This window comes from Synechococcus sp. NOUM97013 (genome assembly GCF_014279815.1).
Classification (GTDB): domain Bacteria; phylum Cyanobacteriota; class Cyanobacteriia; order PCC-6307; family Cyanobiaceae; genus Synechococcus_C.
The window spans coordinates 546,602-563,354 of sequence record NZ_CP047941.1 but is presented as its reverse complement, the minus strand read 5'-3'; the positions used below and the strand labels follow the sequence as shown (position 1 = coordinate 563,354).

The 16,753-nt window shown below is 58.0% G+C and carries 17 protein-coding genes and 2 tRNA genes; 11 read left to right on the top strand and 8 right to left on the bottom strand.

Annotated elements, in window-relative coordinates; translation table 11 throughout:
- Positions 1-6: 6 nt before the first annotated feature.
- Positions 7-1,368 (bottom strand): ribosome biogenesis GTPase Der, encoded by a 1,362-nt coding sequence (gene der / locus SynNOUM97013_RS02935; protein WP_186480702.1) that lies wholly within the window; start codon positions 1,366-1,368, stop codon positions 7-9.
- Between the two features lie 157 nt (positions 1,369-1,525).
- On the opposite strand from der, the gene SynNOUM97013_RS02930 reads away from it, so the two are divergent.
- On the top strand, positions 1,526-1,909 hold the full coding sequence (locus SynNOUM97013_RS02930) for a L,D-transpeptidase (protein ID WP_186480701.1): 384 nt from the start codon (positions 1,526-1,528) through the stop codon (positions 1,907-1,909).
- A gap of 7 nt (positions 1,910-1,916) precedes the next feature.
- On the opposite strand, the gene SynNOUM97013_RS02925 is transcribed toward SynNOUM97013_RS02930, so the two are convergent.
- Positions 1,917-2,426, bottom strand: a complete 510-nt coding sequence (locus tag SynNOUM97013_RS02925) for a DUF1823 family protein (RefSeq protein ID WP_255442917.1) — start codon at positions 2,424-2,426, stop codon at positions 1,917-1,919.
- 36 nt (positions 2,427-2,462) lie between these two features.
- Between SynNOUM97013_RS02925 and SynNOUM97013_RS02920 the strand changes: the two genes are divergently transcribed.
- Entirely contained in the window at positions 2,463-3,041 is a 579-nt protein-coding gene (locus SynNOUM97013_RS02920; protein WP_186480699.1) for a hypothetical protein, read from the top strand.
- Between the two features lie 34 nt (positions 3,042-3,075).
- Positions 3,076-4,095 carry a tRNA dihydrouridine synthase DusB gene (gene dusB / locus SynNOUM97013_RS02915; protein ID WP_186480698.1) on the top strand — a complete coding sequence of 340 codons (1,020 nt, stop codon included), beginning with the start codon at positions 3,076-3,078 and terminating at the stop codon, positions 4,093-4,095.
- Between the two features lie 14 nt (positions 4,096-4,109).
- On the opposite strand, the gene SynNOUM97013_RS02910 is transcribed toward dusB, so the two are convergent.
- Entirely contained in the window at positions 4,110-4,733 is a 624-nt protein-coding gene (locus SynNOUM97013_RS02910) for a DUF4079 family protein (protein WP_186481382.1), read from the bottom strand.
- A complete protein-coding gene (gene cobI / locus SynNOUM97013_RS02905; RefSeq protein WP_186480697.1) occupies positions 4,733-5,524 on the bottom strand; it encodes a precorrin-2 C(20)-methyltransferase in 792 nt (263 codons plus the stop codon). The genes SynNOUM97013_RS02910 and cobI overlap by 1 nt, the downstream gene beginning before the upstream one ends.
- A 51-nt stretch (positions 5,525-5,575) precedes the next feature.
- On the opposite strand from cobI, the gene SynNOUM97013_RS02900 reads away from it, so the two are divergent.
- On the top strand, positions 5,576-6,127 hold the full coding sequence (locus SynNOUM97013_RS02900; RefSeq protein ID WP_186480696.1) for an acireductone dioxygenase: 552 nt from the start codon (positions 5,576-5,578) through the stop codon (positions 6,125-6,127).
- A 27-nt stretch (positions 6,128-6,154) separates the two neighbouring features.
- On the opposite strand, the gene SynNOUM97013_RS02895 is transcribed toward SynNOUM97013_RS02900, so the two are convergent.
- The 4 genes from SynNOUM97013_RS02895 to aroQ all read right to left on the bottom strand — a co-directional run bounded on the left by SynNOUM97013_RS02895 (position 6,155) and on the right by aroQ (position 9,378).
- Positions 6,155-6,388, bottom strand: coding sequence for a hypothetical protein (locus tag SynNOUM97013_RS02895; protein WP_186480695.1), 234 nt, complete (start codon positions 6,386-6,388; stop codon positions 6,155-6,157).
- A 225-nt stretch (positions 6,389-6,613) separates the two neighbouring features.
- Entirely contained in the window at positions 6,614-8,224 is a 1,611-nt protein-coding gene (locus SynNOUM97013_RS02890) for a hypothetical protein (RefSeq protein WP_186480694.1), read from the bottom strand.
- Between the two features lie 45 nt (positions 8,225-8,269).
- Complete coding sequence (locus SynNOUM97013_RS02885; RefSeq protein WP_186481381.1) at positions 8,270-8,932, bottom strand: tRNA-(ms[2]io[6]A)-hydroxylase; 663 nt, start codon at positions 8,930-8,932, stop codon at positions 8,270-8,272.
- A 2-nt stretch (positions 8,933-8,934) separates the two neighbouring features.
- Entirely contained in the window at positions 8,935-9,378 is a 444-nt protein-coding gene (aroQ, locus tag SynNOUM97013_RS02880) for a type II 3-dehydroquinate dehydratase (RefSeq protein WP_186481380.1), read from the bottom strand.
- 76 nt (positions 9,379-9,454) lie between these two features.
- Here aroQ and SynNOUM97013_RS02875 point away from each other — a divergent pair.
- From SynNOUM97013_RS02875 to SynNOUM97013_RS02845, 7 genes are all read left to right on the top strand, one after another.
- A tRNA-Tyr gene (locus tag SynNOUM97013_RS02875) sits at positions 9,455-9,536 on the top strand.
- A gap of 9 nt (positions 9,537-9,545) precedes the next feature.
- Positions 9,546-9,617: transfer RNA gene (locus SynNOUM97013_RS02870), tRNA-Thr, on the top strand.
- Positions 9,618-9,946: 329 nt separating this feature from the next.
- Entirely contained in the window at positions 9,947-10,513 is a 567-nt protein-coding gene (locus tag SynNOUM97013_RS02865; protein WP_186480693.1) for a response regulator transcription factor, read from the top strand.
- Complete coding sequence (locus SynNOUM97013_RS02860; RefSeq protein WP_186480692.1) at positions 10,513-12,582, top strand: ATP-binding protein; 2,070 nt, start codon at positions 10,513-10,515, stop codon at positions 12,580-12,582. Before SynNOUM97013_RS02865 ends, SynNOUM97013_RS02860 begins: the two co-directional genes overlap by 1 nt.
- 359 nt (positions 12,583-12,941) lie before the next feature.
- The gene (locus tag SynNOUM97013_RS02855; protein WP_186480691.1) at positions 12,942-13,562 is read left to right on the top strand and encodes a LysR substrate-binding domain-containing protein; all 621 of its coding nucleotides are present in this window, start codon (positions 12,942-12,944) and stop codon (positions 13,560-13,562) included.
- A gap of 124 nt (positions 13,563-13,686) precedes the next feature.
- Positions 13,687-15,192, top strand: a complete 1,506-nt coding sequence (gene glpK / locus SynNOUM97013_RS02850) for a glycerol kinase GlpK (protein WP_186481379.1) — start codon at positions 13,687-13,689, stop codon at positions 15,190-15,192.
- Positions 15,185-16,753 (top strand): glycerol-3-phosphate dehydrogenase/oxidase, encoded by a 1,569-nt coding sequence (locus tag SynNOUM97013_RS02845; RefSeq protein WP_186480690.1) that lies wholly within the window; start codon positions 15,185-15,187, stop codon positions 16,751-16,753. The genes glpK and SynNOUM97013_RS02845 overlap by 8 nt, the downstream gene beginning before the upstream one ends.

The following is a 16,753-nucleotide window of genomic DNA, read 5'->3' as shown; positions in this document are numbered from 1 at the left end:
TCAGCCCTATCGGTTCTGCTGCCTGGCGAGATCCCGCTCGGCATCGCGCTGCTGCTTACCCCGCCAGAACAACTTCAGCGGTGATCCGTCAAAGCCCAGTCCTTCACGGATCTGACGCTCCACGTAGCGGCGATAGGTGTCACCAAACAACTTGGGATCATTCACGAACAGCGTGAAGCTTGGCGGACGACTAGCCACCTGGGTGCCGTAGTACAGACGCCCCTGCCGGCCGCCACGGGTGGTGGGCGGGCTTCTCCAACTCAGGGCCTCCTTCAGCACCTCATTGACCACGGAGGTGCTCACCCTGCGGCGATGCTGCTCGACCGCAAGCGCAGCCAGAGCAAAAATGCTGTCGACCCGCTGACCCGTCAGTGCAGACGTGAACAGCATCGGAGCCCAGTCGAGGAAGTAGAGCTTGGCGCGCAGCTCCTTTTCCATGGCGGTCATGGTGTGGCTGTCTTTCTCAACGGCATCCCATTTGTTCACGACCACCACACAGGCCCGGCCGTCCTCCTCGATCCGGCCCGCCAGTCGCTGATCCTGCTCGGTGACGCCATCGAGAGCATCAATCACCAGAACACAGACATCACTGCGTTCGATGGCCTTGAAACTGCGGTTGATCCCGAAGAATTCAGGGCCGTAATTGACACTGCGACGACGTCGGATGCCAGCGGTGTCCACCAGACGCCAGGGCCTGTTCTCCCTCACAATGCTGGTGTCAATCGTGTCGCGGGTCGTGCCGCGAATTGGGCTCACAATGGCGCGCTGTTCGCCGCAAATCGCATTGAGCAGGCTGGATTTCCCCACATTGGGTCGGCCGATGATGGCCATCTGGATGGGTTCTTCCTCATCACCCTCCTGATCCTTGGGAGGGAAGAACTTGAGCACCTGGTCCAGCACCTCTGCCGTGCCAGCGCCGTGGATGGCTGACACCGGATAGGGCTCACCCAGACCAAGGCTCCAGAATTCGGCAGCCATGGCCAAGCCCTGCTCGGCCGACTCGCACTTATTCACAGCGAGCAGAATCGGACAAGGCTGGCCGCGCAGAAATTCAGCAATGGCTTCGTCGGCAGCCGTCAGCCCCTGCTGCCCGTCCACGATCACCAAGGCAACGCTGGCTTCTTCCAAGGCAAGAGAGGCCTGCTCTCGGATTTCCGGCAGGAATTCACTGTCATCGTCGAACACCAAGCCACCGGTGTCCACAACCTTGAACTCGCGATCCCCCCAGTAACCGTCCTGATAGGTGCGGTCACGGGTCACCCCTGGCTCATCGTGAACGATGGCCTCTCGGCTGCGACACAGGCGGTTGACCAGCGTGGACTTACCGACGTTGGGGCGCCCGATGATTGCGACGACGGGACGCGCCAACTCGGTCTCAAGCGGGGACTGACTTGACAGTACAGAGGCGCCTGCACAACAACCGAAAAGACCAACCTGAGGGCGCGAATGGGAATTCTTTCAGAGCGAGACACATAAGACCAAGACGAGACAGCTACGAGTGCAGTGCGGCCACTGTCACAACACCATGCTTGAACTGATCGCCACCCTTGTGGTCGACCTCTCTGACCAGAAGCTGACCGTCTACGACGCCAATCAAGAGATCGTGCGGGTGATTCCCGTGAGCACCGGCAAAGCATCAACACCCACCCCCACTGGGGAGGCCAAGGTGTTGACCAAATACCGTTCCGTGACCATGCGTGGCCGGGGCTATGTGGCACCAGGGGTGCCCTATGCCATGTGCATTACCGCCAACGAAATGATCTGCATGCATGGCGCTCCCTGGCAGGAGGATGCAGGCCAGGCCTTTGGCGTTCCTCGCAGCAATGGATGCGTTCGTATGCCCACCCACCAGGCGCGATGGCTGTTCGAAAACACCCGCAAAGGCACCAAGGTGGTGATCCAGGTTTGAGGCGCACTCAGCCCACAGCCGGGTCCCCAGGGTGGCCCTGCACGGGATCGAGCGGCGCTGCCAGCAGCGGCGGCAGATCGCCGTCTTCGAGCAGCGCCTGCCCCTCAATCGCCAAGAAAGCCAGCAACCAATTGACCACCGTGGCCCGGCGGGTTCGCCGGGGATAAAGCTCACCGATGCGATAGCCCGTGAAGTGGAGCTGCTCCTTCAAAAGCTGCTTGTAGGGCTTAGGGATCGATCGCGTGAGACGCACGGAAGCCGGCCGCGTCGCGATCACTGGAGGAGCCTCCGGAAAGGCCTCACTCCAGTCGGCAGGTGTCTGCGGACCGGCTCTCCAAATACCATCAGCGGCAGTGGAGGGGCGGTAGCCCAGACGCTCCCATACCAATTGGGCGACGAACTGATCGCTCAAACGGTCCTCAAGGATCGCCATCAGCAGAGGCCGGCTCAGGCTCCAGCTGGGAAACGTCATCAGCAGCGTGCGGATCTGACCATGCTTCGGCGCTGAGGGCCCCATGGCAACCCCCTGAGAAGTTCCTTCGACGACAGCTTCATGTATGTGTTTGACACCACACTCGAGCCGGAGACGTCACTGGTGGCAGACAACGCCTACCAGCGACTGGTCTTCCTCCTGCCTGTGGCTGTCATGACCGCAGTGAAACGTGACCAGCGCCGCATGCTGAAACAGCAGTCGACCGGGAAGGCTGCACCCCCTTGGCACGGCGACGGCAGGGTCAGCTTCACCTACAGCGCCTCCGCGGGCAGCCATGCACCGGTGTATGTCGACCGTCGCGACTCTCCCCTAGGAACCCAGGGGCTTCAACGGGTGCGCCCGGGCTGCAAGGTGCGACTCACCCTGCGCCAGATTTTTCGTCGACAGCCCAAGCCAGGCACCAAGCTGCAGGTCCTGAAAGCGCAGATCCTCCATCTGGACGCACCGCATCAAGGAGGACTGGCCAGCCCGCACAGCATCCAGGACGTCAGCCTGGCGCTCCCCCTCGACCTGCTGCAGGACGTTGAACGACTGGCGATCCAGGAAGACTGGTCAATGCAGGCCTGGCTGCACGATGCCATCGAAACGCAGGTGCGCCAGGCCCGCCTCCGGCTCGGCCTGGATGAATCCGTGGCTTGATCCCCCGAAAACGACCACTGGCGACAATGGCGTGATGGCAACCCCGACGATCACCAGGGAACTGCGGCTGCGCGGCAGCCGCGTTGAGCGCTCCTTGCGTTGCCGCGTACTGCAGTCACCGCTGGCAGGCGTCAGCGATCGGATTTTCCGCTCCCTGGTGCGACGTTGGTCGTCTGATGCTTTGCTGTTCACCGAAATGGTGAACGCCACCAGCCTCGAACTCGGCCATGGCCGAGCCAAGGTGGAAGAACTCAGCGAAGAACGCGGACCGATCGGCGTCCAGTTGTTCGACCACCGACCTGCAGCCATGGCGGATGCCGCCCGTCGTGCTGAAGACGCTGGCGCGTTTCTGGTGGACATCAACATGGGATGCCCCGTACGCAAGATTGCTCGCAAGGGAGGCGGAAGCGGTCTAATCCGCGACCCTGATCTGGCCTGCCAGATCGTTGACGCCGTGGCCTCTGCCGTTGGCGTGCCGGTCACTGTGAAAACTCGACTCGGCTGGTGCGGCAGTTCGGAACAGCCCTCAACGCATGACGATGCAGTGGCCTGGAGTCGCCGGCTGCAGGATGCCGGGGCTCAACTGTTGACCCTGCATGGCCGCACCCGCGAACAACGCTTCAGCGGCAACGCCAACTGGGACGCGATCGCGGCCGTCAAGCAAAGCCTGCACATCCCCGTGATCGCCAATGGCGATGTCTACAACCCGGACGACGCCTTGCGCTGTCTGAAGGTCACCGGTGCCGATGGCGTAATGGTGGGCCGTGGAACGATGGGCGCTCCTTGGCTTGTGGGTCAGATCGATGCCGCAATCAACGGCCAGCCCATCCCTCCAACACCAGAACCCAGAGAACGCCTGATCCTGGCGGCCGAACAATTACAAGCCCTGGTGGAAGCACGCGGCGACCACGGCCTGCTGATCGCACGGAAACACATGAGTTGGACATGCACCGGCTTCACCGGTGCCTCGCAATTCCGCCAACAACTGATGCGAGCCTCCACACCGGATCTCGCTCTAGCGTTGCTGAAACAGCAGCAGGAACTGCTGACCTAACCGGCCGTAGCGGCTTAGCCCAGCAGAAGATTACGGGTGCCCGTAACCGCTTGCGTCGCCAACAGCAGAGCCACCAACACATTCAGGGACACATGCAACTGGCGCATCCACAGCCTGCCGGCGATCTCCCGTTGCACAGCCATCGTGAAAAGGAGCAAAGCCAGAAGCGCGAGGCCACCCCAGGTGTGGGATTCCCAGATCGCTGACGGCAGACGAGAGCGTTCCACGATCAACAAGGGCTGCAGGCTGATCAGCAGCAGAAACAGCCAGCAACTCCAGGCGCACAGAAGACGGAACATCAGTCGTCGTGTGCGCAAGAGCGCCACGAAGGCAGCGGCGACAGCCGCAGCCTGGAGCGACACCACAAGCCAGGTCGCCAAACCGGCTCCACCATCCGCTAATCCGTGGCCCAAAGCGAAGAGCACGGCCAGCAGCAGACCTCCTGTGGCCCAGCGGCCATGCTCCACGTGCTCCACGGGAACCGTGGGGGCAATCGGATTGAGCTGCAATCGCCGCTCCCTGGCCAGGATTCCCAGCCTGATCGTTGCGCCGATCACGGGATAGACAAACAGGATGATCAGCACCGGATGCACCAGAGCAAACCATTGGCTCACCGTCAACGATGGAAGGGCAGCAATCAAGGCAACACCTCAGGCCAGAGCTGACGAATCAGCAGAAGTGAGAAATAGGGTCTCGCATCGGGGGGCACATCCGAGGCGGCGGCCACCCTCTGATCAGGCCAGCCCACCCGTTGCGCGAACAGGGCCTGATCCAGCAGTCCCTCCTCCGACAGGACCTCAAACACCCAGGGCCAGCGATGTCCCACCTTGATCAACCCAATCACGGTGGACCCATCACGTGCGCTCTGCAGCAGTTTGCGGAAGTCGCTGGCGTTCTCCGGACATGGACGAATCAGCAGCCCTTCCTGCTGAAGCGCCAAGGGAAGATCGACCGCCACCTGTGCCGCGGCTGCGGCTGCGGCGCAAACGGAGGGAATCCCAGGAATCAGTGCAAAGGGAAGGTCGGGATGGCGGCGACGCAGAGCCAGCTGCACATAACTGCCGGTTGCAAAGAGGGACACATCCCCCTCACACAGCAACACCACCCTGCGGCCTGCCCTCACCTGGCTGGCGAGCACATCGGCAGCCTCATGCCAAGCGGAAATTCGCGGCTCTGGCTCCGCCACCATCGGAAATGCCAGCGGCAGGAGTTGTTGTTGTGGCTGCAACCAGCGCGACGCAATCGTCAAGGCCATCCCAGGTTGCCCTTCGCGGGCCACAGGGTGAGCCACCACATCCGCCTGCTCCAGGGCCTTCACCGCAGCGACCGTGAGCAACTCCGGATCACCAGGACCGACTCCCACCAGCGTCAACTGATCAGGAGCAAACGTGGGCGACAAGGACAACGGCGCAAGGGACAGATCAACCATCCAGCATGCTGAACGGGTTGGTCAGAGGCTCTTTTCAAGGCCATTTGCAGCATGAGTGAACTGACGCTGTTTTCGGATCGCTCCAGCGACGTACTTCTGCACACCCTCGACAGAACACAGATCGAGAAGGAGCTCAAGCAACGCAGGATCGGCTTTGAGCGCTGGCCAACGCAGACACAGCTTGACCCAGGTGCCAGCCAGGAGGAAATCCTCGCGGCCTATAAGCACGACATCCAACGAACCCAAGCACGGGGGACCTACCCCACCGTTGATGCCATTCGCATCCAACCGGATCATCCGGACCGTGCCAATCTGCGGCAGAAATTCTTAAGCGAACACACCCACAGCGAAGACGAAGTTCGCTTTTTCGTGGAGGGTCAGGGCCTGTTCTGCCTTCACCTCGGGGATGAAGTGATCCAGGTGCTGTGTGAAGCCTGCGACTGGATCAGTGTTCCCGCCGGAACCCGTCATTGGTTTGACATGGGGCCGACCCCAAAGTTTTGCGCCATTCGCTTTTTCTGCAATCCCAGCGGCTGGGTAGCGGAATTCACAGGGGATTCCATCGCTGAGCGCTATCCCCTGCTCACAACCCCGGCCGAATAGCAGTCGTCAGAAGGGTGAAACGCGACTTCACGCAGCCAGAAGCAACCGGGCATCAACGGCTGACTTGAACGCAGCAGTCTTGCCGGTAGCCACCTTCACCGCACCTTCATCAGCAAGCAGCAGAGCCGATTCGAGGTCAGCGCACCGTCCGATGAGGTCACGGAGAAGAGGATCAGCCTTGAGGCCATTCCACTGCTCATCGGTGGTGCCATTCCGCAGAGCCTGCAGGGAATCGGCGACAGCGGTCACAGGGTCAATCACTCGACTTCGCAACGTGACTGGAGCAATTTTAAAAGCGTCCCAACAAACATTGCGCGTCGCTTCGGACTGCTTTGGGTCCACGGTTACGGAAGGCTGACCTCGACATGGACCAACCACGCCGAGTCATCACATCTGGAAGGCTTGGTGGCCCCTCAAACAAACCGACAGCTCAAACCAGGAGCGATCCTGTCGACGAAACACTCTTCGTCAACTCAGAACTCAGCCTTACATTGCATTTTCAGGGATAGCGTGTGCATACCATGCAATTTCAGCAGAAGCGTGGTCAGCAGAGTCCACACTGAGTGGGTCTGTGTACCAGAGGAATGCACGAGCCTGATCATCAAATGCTCGATAAACAGGGATGAGATCCTGGGCGTCATTAATCTCATCAAAAACCCGAAAATCTTCCGCAATATATTGATATCGAAAACTTTGCGACCAAATAAATTGCTCCGTGGGATCTGCAGTCCAGACTGTCTGACCGGTGATCTGATCACGGAAACGCGCCGTTGCCACGGAATCGCTGACGTCCGCAGTACTCAAGAACAAAGGATCAGGATCCTCAGCACCAGAGCCCTCTCCCAATAGCAGGGTCCATTCCTGAGGCAAAGACGACAAGTATTGAATGCCAGACGATGAATCATCGAAGGAATACACAGGCAAGCCCTGCTCTTCAGTTGAAATCTGACTGACAAGATCCGCATTTAAACTGGTAAACCACATCGATCCATCTGGCCCCTGGCCAATCCGGTGCATCACACGGTTGCGAGAACCGATGTCAGGCAGTGGGAAAACCGTTTGATCTCGGCGTCCTGATTCATCAACATCCAAGCGAACCAGGTCGTCTTCCTGGTATTGGAACCAGACAGAATCTGGCTTGACACCCAATACACCACCAGCTCCTTTGGAAAGAGTCTGGGGGTAAGCCCTGAAAGTTTCAGATGCAGGATCGAAGCGGGCAATACCACCCAAACTTTGCTGCGTACCAACCAATTCAGGACTGTTGTCACCCTCAATCGTGACCCAGATAAAGCCCTCAGGACCTTGAAAGATATTGATCGGACGTGTGTTATCAGTTCCAAAGCCTTCGATCTCAAAAAGGCTCAATTCATCATTCAGATCAATCCTTCCAATCTGATTGGTCTGCAAGTTCACAAACCATGCGTTTCCCACCTGATCAAACTCGATATTGATTGGAGCACTAGCTGCAGGCTTAATACGATCATGATTGAAGTTGGGAGCGATGGCAGCGCGAGTCGGGAGTTCAAAACGACGTTGATCTCCTGTCGCGGGATCCACCCAACCGAGCACATCGGAGGTTCTCCCGGTATACCAAAGCCTGCCTTGGGGGTCGATGGCGAAACCATGAGGCCCGACAACACCCTCGACCTGAGGATTATCGAAAGCAACATTATAGGTAGCCAGAATCGAACCATCACGCTTGCTAAGTTCAACAATTTGATCAAAATCCTCCAAAGTTACATACCAACGACCTTCTTCACTAAACCGGATTCCATGAGGGTAAGACCCCTGTGGAAGCTCAAATAGCTCAACACGCCCATCAAGCGTCAGACGTCCAACACGATCATGCATGCTCTGGGTGAAATACACCATCCCGTCCGGACCGGGATAGATTTCATGGGTGTTATAAACATCGCCATCCGACTCTAAATGAACGTTGTAATCGATAACATCACCCGATTCACGCCCAACAACTGAAGCGAAAAATTCTTTGAAAGCTTTTTCTGACCACCGCGCACCTCCTCCAATCGGACGAGGTTCAGTCACATTTTTAACTTTTTGGATATCACCGTGAGAATGCCCGCTTCCACTCATGGTTTTGATACATCTCAATCCATCTTAAAAGAAAGCCAGGACGCCTCAAGTATCGACACCGACGGAATGCATCCGCACATCATCCGGATGCTCGAGCTCTCCACGGAGAGCATCAACTTCTGCTTCAGCCAACTGCTCCAGGCGGGGCACTATCACATCTCTTGAATATCTCTGCTCACAGAGAACCCAATACACCCCGAAGTGGCGGGCTTCGCTTTGGAGCAAGCTGCCATAAAGAGCCCGTAACGCCACTTCAGAACTGTGCTCTGCGAGCAAAGCCATGCGTTCGTGACTGCGCGCCTCAATCAGACCCGCCACAAGGAAAGAATCCAGCATGCGATCAGGCTCCGCCCGTCGCACATGCTTGGCGAGAGCCGCCCCATAGCCTGGAGAACGCAGCGGCTCGAGATAACGACCACGCGATTTGAGCAGATCCAACACCTGCTCGAAATGCTCAAGCTCCTCACGCGCCAGCGGGCTCAACACCTCACCAAGCCCAGGTTCGCAGAGATAGCGGAACATCAACTGAACAGCTGAGCCAGCCGCTTTGCGCTCGCAATGCGCATGGTCGATCAGAACCTGCATCGGCTTGGCAATTGCTTGCTCAACCCACAAGCGACTAGTGGGGGCGGCCAACCAACGAATGCTGCTCACAGTGGATGTGATGGCGGACTCGTCAAACGCAACAGAGGGTGTGGACGTGACCATGGTCATGCTTCCACCTGTCGCAGGTGATGCAGCAACCCATCAAAGGCGAGCTCGTAGCTGAAGGGACCAAAGCCGCACACCACACCAACCGCTCGATCCGCCAGATAGGACTGATGGCGAAACGACTCACGCGCATGGGTGTTGCTCAAGTGGAGCTCCACGTAAGGAATTGCCACACCGAGCAAAGCGTCGCGTAACGCGATGGAGGTGTGGGTGAAGGCACCCGCATTGATCATGATGCCGTCGGCCGTGCCCATGGACTGGTGGATACGCTCCACAAGAGCACCTTCAAAGTTGCTCTGGTAACAGTCCAACTGCACACCGGCAGTGGCGGCACGCTGTTTCAGTTGTTGCTCAATCGCATCAAGCGTCTGACGCCCATACAGACCGGGCTCCCGCTGCCCGAGCAAATTGAGATTGGGCCCATTGAGCAGCAGCAGTTGCATCGCCCGCGGAAATGGTGTCATCCGATCGTATCCAGCGAGGCCCAGCTCATGGGCTGGTAAATTATCGCGGTGTGTCGGGTCGGTGCCCGAGTGGTTAATGGGGGCGGACTGTAAATCCGCTGGCTCTGCCTACGTTGGTTCAAATCCAACCCGGCCCATCCACACATGCCCTTGTAGCTCAGCGGTAGAGCACTCCCTTGGTAAGGGAGAGGTCTCGAGTTCAAGTCTCGACAAGGGCTTCCCCACAACACCCCGGCACCGGGTGTTGAAACTCGGTAACGCCTGGCCTTGATGCAAGCCTGGCCTCAATCAAAGCTGGTAGTCACGCGCTAGCGAGAGTCCGGCTCCACTCATCGCAAGCGAATCGGGAGCTTGCTCCTCGTTTCGGGCCAGCGCGGATGACTCACGACCAAGCTCTCCTGCCACTGCCTAATCCGATGGGCGAGCGACCCTGACGTGCTGCTGATCCTGAGTCGCGTCAACAAGCATCGGGGCAATGGAAGTGGACGACAGATCAAGCCAGGTGACAGTGCTGGCATCAAGACCACAAAAACAGGATCATGAATAGATGCATTGTCTTGTCATCGACGACCAAACGATCTTTCTGGATCTTTTGGCAGCCTTGGTGGAAAGCTTCCCTGAGATTAAGAGGGTCTCCAAAGCTGATTGCGTGCAAATGGCCAACAGCATCAGTACCCAGCAACCCATTGATATCGCAATCGTGGATCTCATGCTTCCTGATGGGAAAGGATGCGAGCTGGCAACAAGCTTGTTGCAACAACACCCTGAGATCCAATTGATCATTCTGTCTGGAGCAGCTCAAGAGTTCATTTGTCCACCACACCTGTTGGATTCGATCAGTGGGGTGATCGACAAGGCCGATGCTTTCGAAGCATTGCGAAACTGCCTAAATCAAATCATCCAACCCGTTCATCAGACGCTGACCGAGCGACAAAAAGAAATCTATGGCTTAATTGGAGAAGGAAAAAGCAACAAGGAGATCGCCCAAGAACTTGGCAGCTCAATTTCCACTGTGGAAACACATCGCAAAGCCATTGCAAGACACATGAACCTCAGTGGCGCCGAACTGATTCGAGCGGCCGCTCTCAATCAGCACATCCAAAAGATTGACTGATGCCGAAGAAGAAGCAGTCACTCGCCGAAAAACTCAGCCTGACCACCGGTGCACAGCTCATCCTCGTTGCTGGCTCGCTCAGTGTGTTCAGCTTCAGCCTCGGGCGCCAGGGTGCCATCCAACAACGTGAGGCTCTCAGAGCCCGAATTCCTGTCGTTCAAGTGTCTGAGCAACTGAGCAAAAAGCTCAGCTATCCAACCATTATCAATGAATTGAATGAAGCCGCCATTGCAGCTGACCCTGAACTTCTCAACGACTTTGACAGGCTCAGCAATCGATTCTGGCGACAATTACATTCATTCCCGGTCGACTACATCAATTTTGGTGGAACCAATGGCATTTTTCTAGGCCTAGAGAAAACCAATCAAAGCGAGATCCTTCACTATGAAGATAGCGAACGCTTTGGTCGCGGAACGATGGCGGTTTTCAGCATGACTGAGACAGGAAACCGACGGAAGCAAGAGGACACTATTCCAGGCATGAGTGCCACCCACCAGGAAGCTTGGTATGTCGACACCGTGAAAGCGGGGAAACCCACCTGGAGCAGCATTTATGCCTGGGAGGACAAGCCCGATACATTTTCAATTTCCTACAACGCACCGATTGTTAGCAACGATCAACAGCTGCTTGGCGTGGTTGGCGTTGACATGATCATCAACCAACTCAGCACATGGCTACAGGACGTCTGGAAAAATGACCAAGGCCTAGCCTTGATTGTTGAGGCCAATGGAGATCTTGTCGCCAGTTCATCACCAACACTCACTCTGGTTAGAGACGGAAAAAAAATTCGCAGAGCCAATATCAGCGAGCTCGATCATCAATTGGCCAGTCATTTACATACGCAATACTTTCAAAGCCGATCACAGAGTGGCACAGACCAGTCAGCATCAATATCAACGCCATCAACACAGCCAGGACTCTTCAAGGTTGACAACGAGCACTTCCTCACCAAATCAACAGCTTGGGGAAAGAACTATGGCCTTGATTGGTATCTGATCACTGCTGTCAAAGCCGATCAGGAGTGGGGTGCCGCGCAGCGAAATCAAATTCTCTTCTTAGGCATCAGCATCACGGCTATTCTGATCGCTCTTCTGATCAACCGGCGCCAGATTCGCGGACTTTTGACACCTCTGACGGCACTCACATCAGCAAGCCTGAGTACTAAGCATCAGATCAAAGAGGGTGAGCTCGATTCCGAAAGCTCGTCCCCCCTGGCCTACAACTGCGACCTTGGTGCCTCCAGCACCCGGGAAGTGCTTGATCTGAATCAGGCCATTCAGTCCATGGTGGAGGCGTTCAATCGCCTCACCCAAACCATTCGCCAAAAAGACGAACAGGCCTTAGCGGCCATGAGCAGCAAGCTCAAAGTCAGCCTAGAAGCCGCTTCGATTGCCCATGAAATCAAGCAACCGCTCAGCATCGTGCGCCTCACATCACAGAGCCTGCACCACGCCCTCGACCGCACGGTGAATCAAGCCATTCCAAAAGCCATTAACGATGGATTGGTCACCCTCAATCAGGAAACCGAGCGCATCAGCACGATCACAGAAAAAATCAGGGCGCTTCTTCGCAATGCTCAGACCAAAACCGAGCCAGTGGATCTGATCCAGGTGATTGAAAGCAGTGTGCGTTATGTCGAGTCGAACCACAGCAACCAGCGCTGGTTCGACAGCACACCGCTGCAGCAGATCTCGGATGAATACACCGTTATTCAAGGCGATGCCATTCAGCTGCAGCTGGCGTTGATCAACCTGTTCAAAAATGCCGTTGAAGCCCTAAGCAGCGAACCACGGCTCGCTGGACAAGATGAGAAAAGCCCACTCATCCGTGTGTCCCTGCACCGCAACGGCCACCAGTGGATCATTGATGTGGACGACAACGGCCCGGGGATCCCTGCAGAGCGACTGTCGGACCTGACGCTGATGAGCAGCAAACCCGAAGGCAGTGGTTTGGGGCTGTTCCTTGTTCGCAGCGCTGCTGAAGGACATGGCGGCGACCTCGCCCTCAGCCCAAGCCCTTTGGGAGGCCTGCGGGCACGCATCACTCTGCCGATCAGAGCGGCGGATTAATCCCTACCCAGAACTGGGGATTGTTCGACGAGGCGAAGATTCTGAGGATCGGGTGAGAGCTCCGTAATGACCTTGTTTTGGTCAGTCTTGACCTGCTTTCCAGTCTTGATGGCTTGATCTGGCTTCAGTCAGGCAAAAAGGTTGGTGAGCGTTTTCATCAGCATCAAACCACTGTCAGCCGAAACCTGAAGAAATGCTCTGAAATCTTCGGACTCTCCTTTCAAAAATCAAGCGGACAATGGTTAATCGATGGCAACCCTCAGCTTCTCAATCTGGAACGCAAAGTTCATCAATGCGCCCGTTTCCTGCAGAAAGCTCCGCTCAGATTAGACGTCAGTTTTTTTTTGGATGGGACCCTTGTGTCTCCTGCACCCAACGGTTGGCTGACTGGACGCAGCAAAAGACTTGGCACGCCGCACTCCCAGGATTTGCTCACGACCAACATCGTGGATGCCTGGTTATGCCCACTGCATGAAGCCCCCACTGACGGTAAGGACCTGACGATCTTTCACTTATGCCAACTTCCCCTGCAATTACTGGTCTACCCAGACCATCCACTGCTGAAACGCGGTGATCTCACGCTTGATCAGGTCAAGCAGTACCCCCTTGAGCACATTCCACCTAAGGCTTATCCAGGCACGGAGAGGGTGCTGCAATCCCTTGATTTCTCTCCGCTGCGAAAGACAAAAAAACAGACCACGCAGTCAGGAACCAGTCAGCAGGCAAACGCAAGCACCCTGCATCTGGGCTCCGTGCTGCGACACGATCAAGACAAACCAAAGCTCGTTGCTTTACCACTCCGTCTGAATGTGAACACCGGTGTTGCGCTCGTCACGAGACGCGAGCACAGCGCCACAACTGCCATTCGCGATCTCAGGACAGATCTTGAACAGCGATTGAAAGACTTCCAGCTGATGCATCCCGAGGTCCAGCTGATTGGATCAACAGCCAACCGAACTGGTCGCGCAGACGAGGAATAAACATCTTCATCGGATGACTGGTTCATGCGAGGAACGGACAGACCGCTCATAAACACTTCAGTGTTCCTCACGCTCCTTTGCACGACCATCTCCCCCCCGCTAGCACGTGGAAAACGATTCCCGTATGGCTGCACCGCCACTCCTGCTGGCACTGGATCAAGGCACCAGTAGTTCCCGGGCCGCGCTCTACGACGAACGTGGATGTCCGATCGCCAGTGCCACCGCTCCCCTGGCGATCCAGTACCCCGCTGATGGCTGGGTGGAACAGGACCCCATGGCCATCTGGGAAAGCCAGCGACTGGCGATGAGCCGCCTGGAGCAATCCATTACTCCAGAGCAGCGCAGTGCTGTCGTCGCCTGCGGCATCACCAATCAACGCGAGACCACCATTCTTTGGCGCCGTAGCGATGGGCAGCCCTGCGGCCCAGCTCTGGTCTGGCAGGACGGTCGCACGGCCGCTCTCTGTGACCGATGGAAGCAGGAAGGGCTGGAGCAGGAGTGGAGAGCACACACAGGACTGCTGCTGGATCCCTACTTCAGCGCCAGCAAAATCCACTGGTTGATCCAGCACGAATCCGCAGCCCGCCAAGCCGCCAACCAGAACGACCTCTGCTTCGGAACGGTTGAGAGCTGGCTGCTTTGGCATCTGAGCGGTGCCACCCGGCATTGCTCCGATATGAGCAACGCCAGCCGCACGCTGTTGATGGACCTGCAGCGTCGAGAGTGGGTGGAGTCGTTCTGCGAGCAGGCCCAGCTTCCCACCAGTGCCCTGCCGACACTGGTGCCCTGCCGCGGCAATTTCGGAGCGATCGCGGCAGGGCTGCCGTTCGCGGGTGTGCCCATCGGCGCGCTTCTGGGTGATCAGCAGGCCGCCACCCTCGGGCAGTTATGCCTTGAACCTGGCGAAGCCAAATGCACCTACGGCACCGGTGCCTTCCTGGTGGTGAACACCGGCGGCACAATCCGCCGCAGTGATGCAGGACTACTCAGCACGCTGGGCTGGACGAATGACCAAGGTGAACCGACGTATTGCCTTGAAGGCAGCCTGTTCAATGCAGGCACCGTTGTTCAGTGGCTGCGGGATGGGCTCGGCATCATCGAGACCGCCGATGAGATCAACCGGCTCGCCAATGGTGTGGAGAACTCAGGTGGCGTGATGCTCGTTCCGGCATTCACCGGCTGGGGCACCCCCCATTGGGACCCTGGCGCCCGTGGGCTGCTGATCGGCTTAACCCGGAACAGCTGTCGTGCCCAGATCGCCCGTGCAGCGCTCGACGGCATCGCCCTGTCAGTGGCTGGCCTAGTGCAGCTGGCAGAGCAGTCAATCGGGCACAGCCTGGGCGAGCTCGCTGTCGACGGGGGAGCGGCAGCATCGGATCCCCTTCTGCAGGCGCAGGCGGACAGCACAGGTCTGCGTGTTCGACGTCCAGCCCACCTGGAAAGCACCGCGCGGGGTGTGGCGTTGTTGGCCGGCGTGCAAGCAGGGGTGATTTCAGATCTCAGTGATCTGGTCTCAACGCGGGAGCAGCAGACCGCGACCTTCACCCCCTCGATGGGAACGGAGGAGCGACAAGCCTGGCTCAAGCGCTGGAACGATGCTGTCGCAAGGAGTCTTCACTGGCATGGATGACACCTGTTACGACATTCTGATCATTGGTGGCGGCGCCAGCGGCGCTTGCGTCGCCTATGAAGCCGTCCGCCGCGGCCTTCGGGTTGCTTTGCTCGAAGCCAACGACTTCGCCAGTGGCACCAGCTCACGCAGCACCAAGTTGTTGCATGGGGGTGTCCGGTATCTCGAGCTGGCATTCAAAACCGCTGACCAGGCGCAACTGCGACTGGTGAGGGAAGCCCTGCTGGAACGCGGCCACTGGTTGCAGCAAGCTCCATTTCTGGCCCATCGCCTGGAGCTAGCGCTACCGACCGACTGCGTGATCGGGCAGCTCTACTACCGCCTTGGACTCGGTCTTTATGACGCCCTGTCCGGCAAGGCAGGCATCGGCAGCAGCAGATTGCTTTCGAGAGAACAACTGCAGGTCGCCCTGCCTCAGCTTCGCGACGACATCCGCAGGGGCGTGGCCTACAGCGATGGACAGTTCGACGATGCTCGACTGAATCTGCTGCTGGCCCTCACCGCCGAGCGGGCCGGTGCTGTCGTCAGGAACCGCACGCCGGTGGTCGCACTGGAAAAGAACAGCGACGGGCAGGTGTGTGGGGCCATCAGCGAAAACGCAAGCGGGGAGCGTCAGCGCTGGCGTGCACGCACCGTGGTCAATGCCACTGGGCTGCATGCCGATGCGGTGCGACGCATGGCATCGGCGGACTGCAGTGAACGCATGCTCACGAGCCGCGGCGTGCACATCGTGCTTAAACAGAATCTCTGTCCTGAACGGATAGGACTGCTGCTCCCCTCCACCGATGACGGACGCGTCCTGTTCATGCTGCCCTTCTTCGGGGGGACGCTGGTGGGCACCACCGACACCGCCTGTCCTCAGGAACAGGCGGCACAGCCGTCCGATCAGGAGCAGACCTACCTGCTCGATTACGTGAAGCGATGGTTCCCTGAAGTAGGCGACCCCGACATCGGCAGCTGCTGGGCAGGCGGCCGACCGCTCCTCAAACCCGCCGATGCCGATGTGAACAGCAGCCGTGTCGTGCGGGAGCACGAGGTGGAGACCCTGCCCAGTGGATTGGTGAGCGTGATGGGCGGCAAATGGACCACCTGCCGACCGATGGCGATCGACACGCTGGAGGCCGTTGCCAAGCAACTGGACAGGCCCTTGCCACCCCCCAAGACGCTCCCCTTGCTGGGATCCGACGTCGATCCCTCCAGGACCTCGGAACGGCTGGTGCAACAACGTCAGCTACTGAACGATCTGCTTCCTGACTCCCCCTGGCTTCAGCACCAGATCGAGCACCTGGAGGGCAATCACGGGCTGGCAGCAGCCGAGCTCGTGAGCGGTTGGACGGCCCAACAACGGGAACCGCTCAGTGACGTGATTCCGATCTGTGAGGGAGAACTTCGCCACGCCGTCGCCGCAGAACATGCCCATGGCATCACCGATCTGCTCGCACGACGAAATCGACTGGCCATGGTGAACTGCAGCGAAGCTGAACGCCTCACGCCTGTGGTGAGGACGATTCTTGAAGAGTGCGGCAGGGAGGACAGCTCAGCGCTTGCGTTGAATGCATGA

What these genes read in the sequence shown, in the direction of transcription:
- SynNOUM97013_RS02865 (WP_186480693.1), top strand. Translation starts at nt 9,947, where the DNA reads ATGCATTGTCTTGTCATCGACGACCAAACGATCTTTCTGGATCTTTTG.
- aroQ (WP_186481380.1), bottom strand. Translation starts at nt 9,378, where the DNA reads ATGCAACTGCTGCTGCTCAATGGGCCCAATCTCAATTTGCTCGGGCAG.
- cobI (WP_186480697.1), bottom strand. Translation starts at nt 5,524, where the DNA reads ATGGTTGATCTGTCCCTTGCGCCGTTGTCCTTGTCGCCCACGTTTGCT.
- dusB (WP_186480698.1), top strand. Translation starts at nt 3,076, where the DNA reads ATGGCAACCCCGACGATCACCAGGGAACTGCGGCTGCGCGGCAGCCGC.
- SynNOUM97013_RS02890 (WP_186480694.1), bottom strand. Translation starts at nt 8,224, where the DNA reads ATGAGTGGAAGCGGGCATTCTCACGGTGATATCCAAAAAGTTAAAAAT.
- SynNOUM97013_RS02900 (WP_186480696.1), top strand. Translation starts at nt 5,576, where the DNA reads ATGAGTGAACTGACGCTGTTTTCGGATCGCTCCAGCGACGTACTTCTG.
- SynNOUM97013_RS02930 (WP_186480701.1), top strand. Translation starts at nt 1,526, where the DNA reads ATGCTTGAACTGATCGCCACCCTTGTGGTCGACCTCTCTGACCAGAAG.
- SynNOUM97013_RS02920 (WP_186480699.1), top strand. Translation starts at nt 2,463, where the DNA reads ATGTATGTGTTTGACACCACACTCGAGCCGGAGACGTCACTGGTGGCA.
- SynNOUM97013_RS02860 (WP_186480692.1), top strand. Translation starts at nt 10,513, where the DNA reads ATGCCGAAGAAGAAGCAGTCACTCGCCGAAAAACTCAGCCTGACCACC.
- SynNOUM97013_RS02925 (WP_255442917.1), bottom strand. Translation starts at nt 2,426, where the DNA reads ATGGGGCCCTCAGCGCCGAAGCATGGTCAGATCCGCACGCTGCTGATG.
- SynNOUM97013_RS02845 (WP_186480690.1), top strand. Translation starts at nt 15,185, where the DNA reads ATGGATGACACCTGTTACGACATTCTGATCATTGGTGGCGGCGCCAGC.
- glpK (WP_186481379.1), top strand. Translation starts at nt 13,687, where the DNA reads ATGGCTGCACCGCCACTCCTGCTGGCACTGGATCAAGGCACCAGTAGT.
- SynNOUM97013_RS02885 (WP_186481381.1), bottom strand. Translation starts at nt 8,932, where the DNA reads ATGGTCACGTCCACACCCTCTGTTGCGTTTGACGAGTCCGCCATCACA.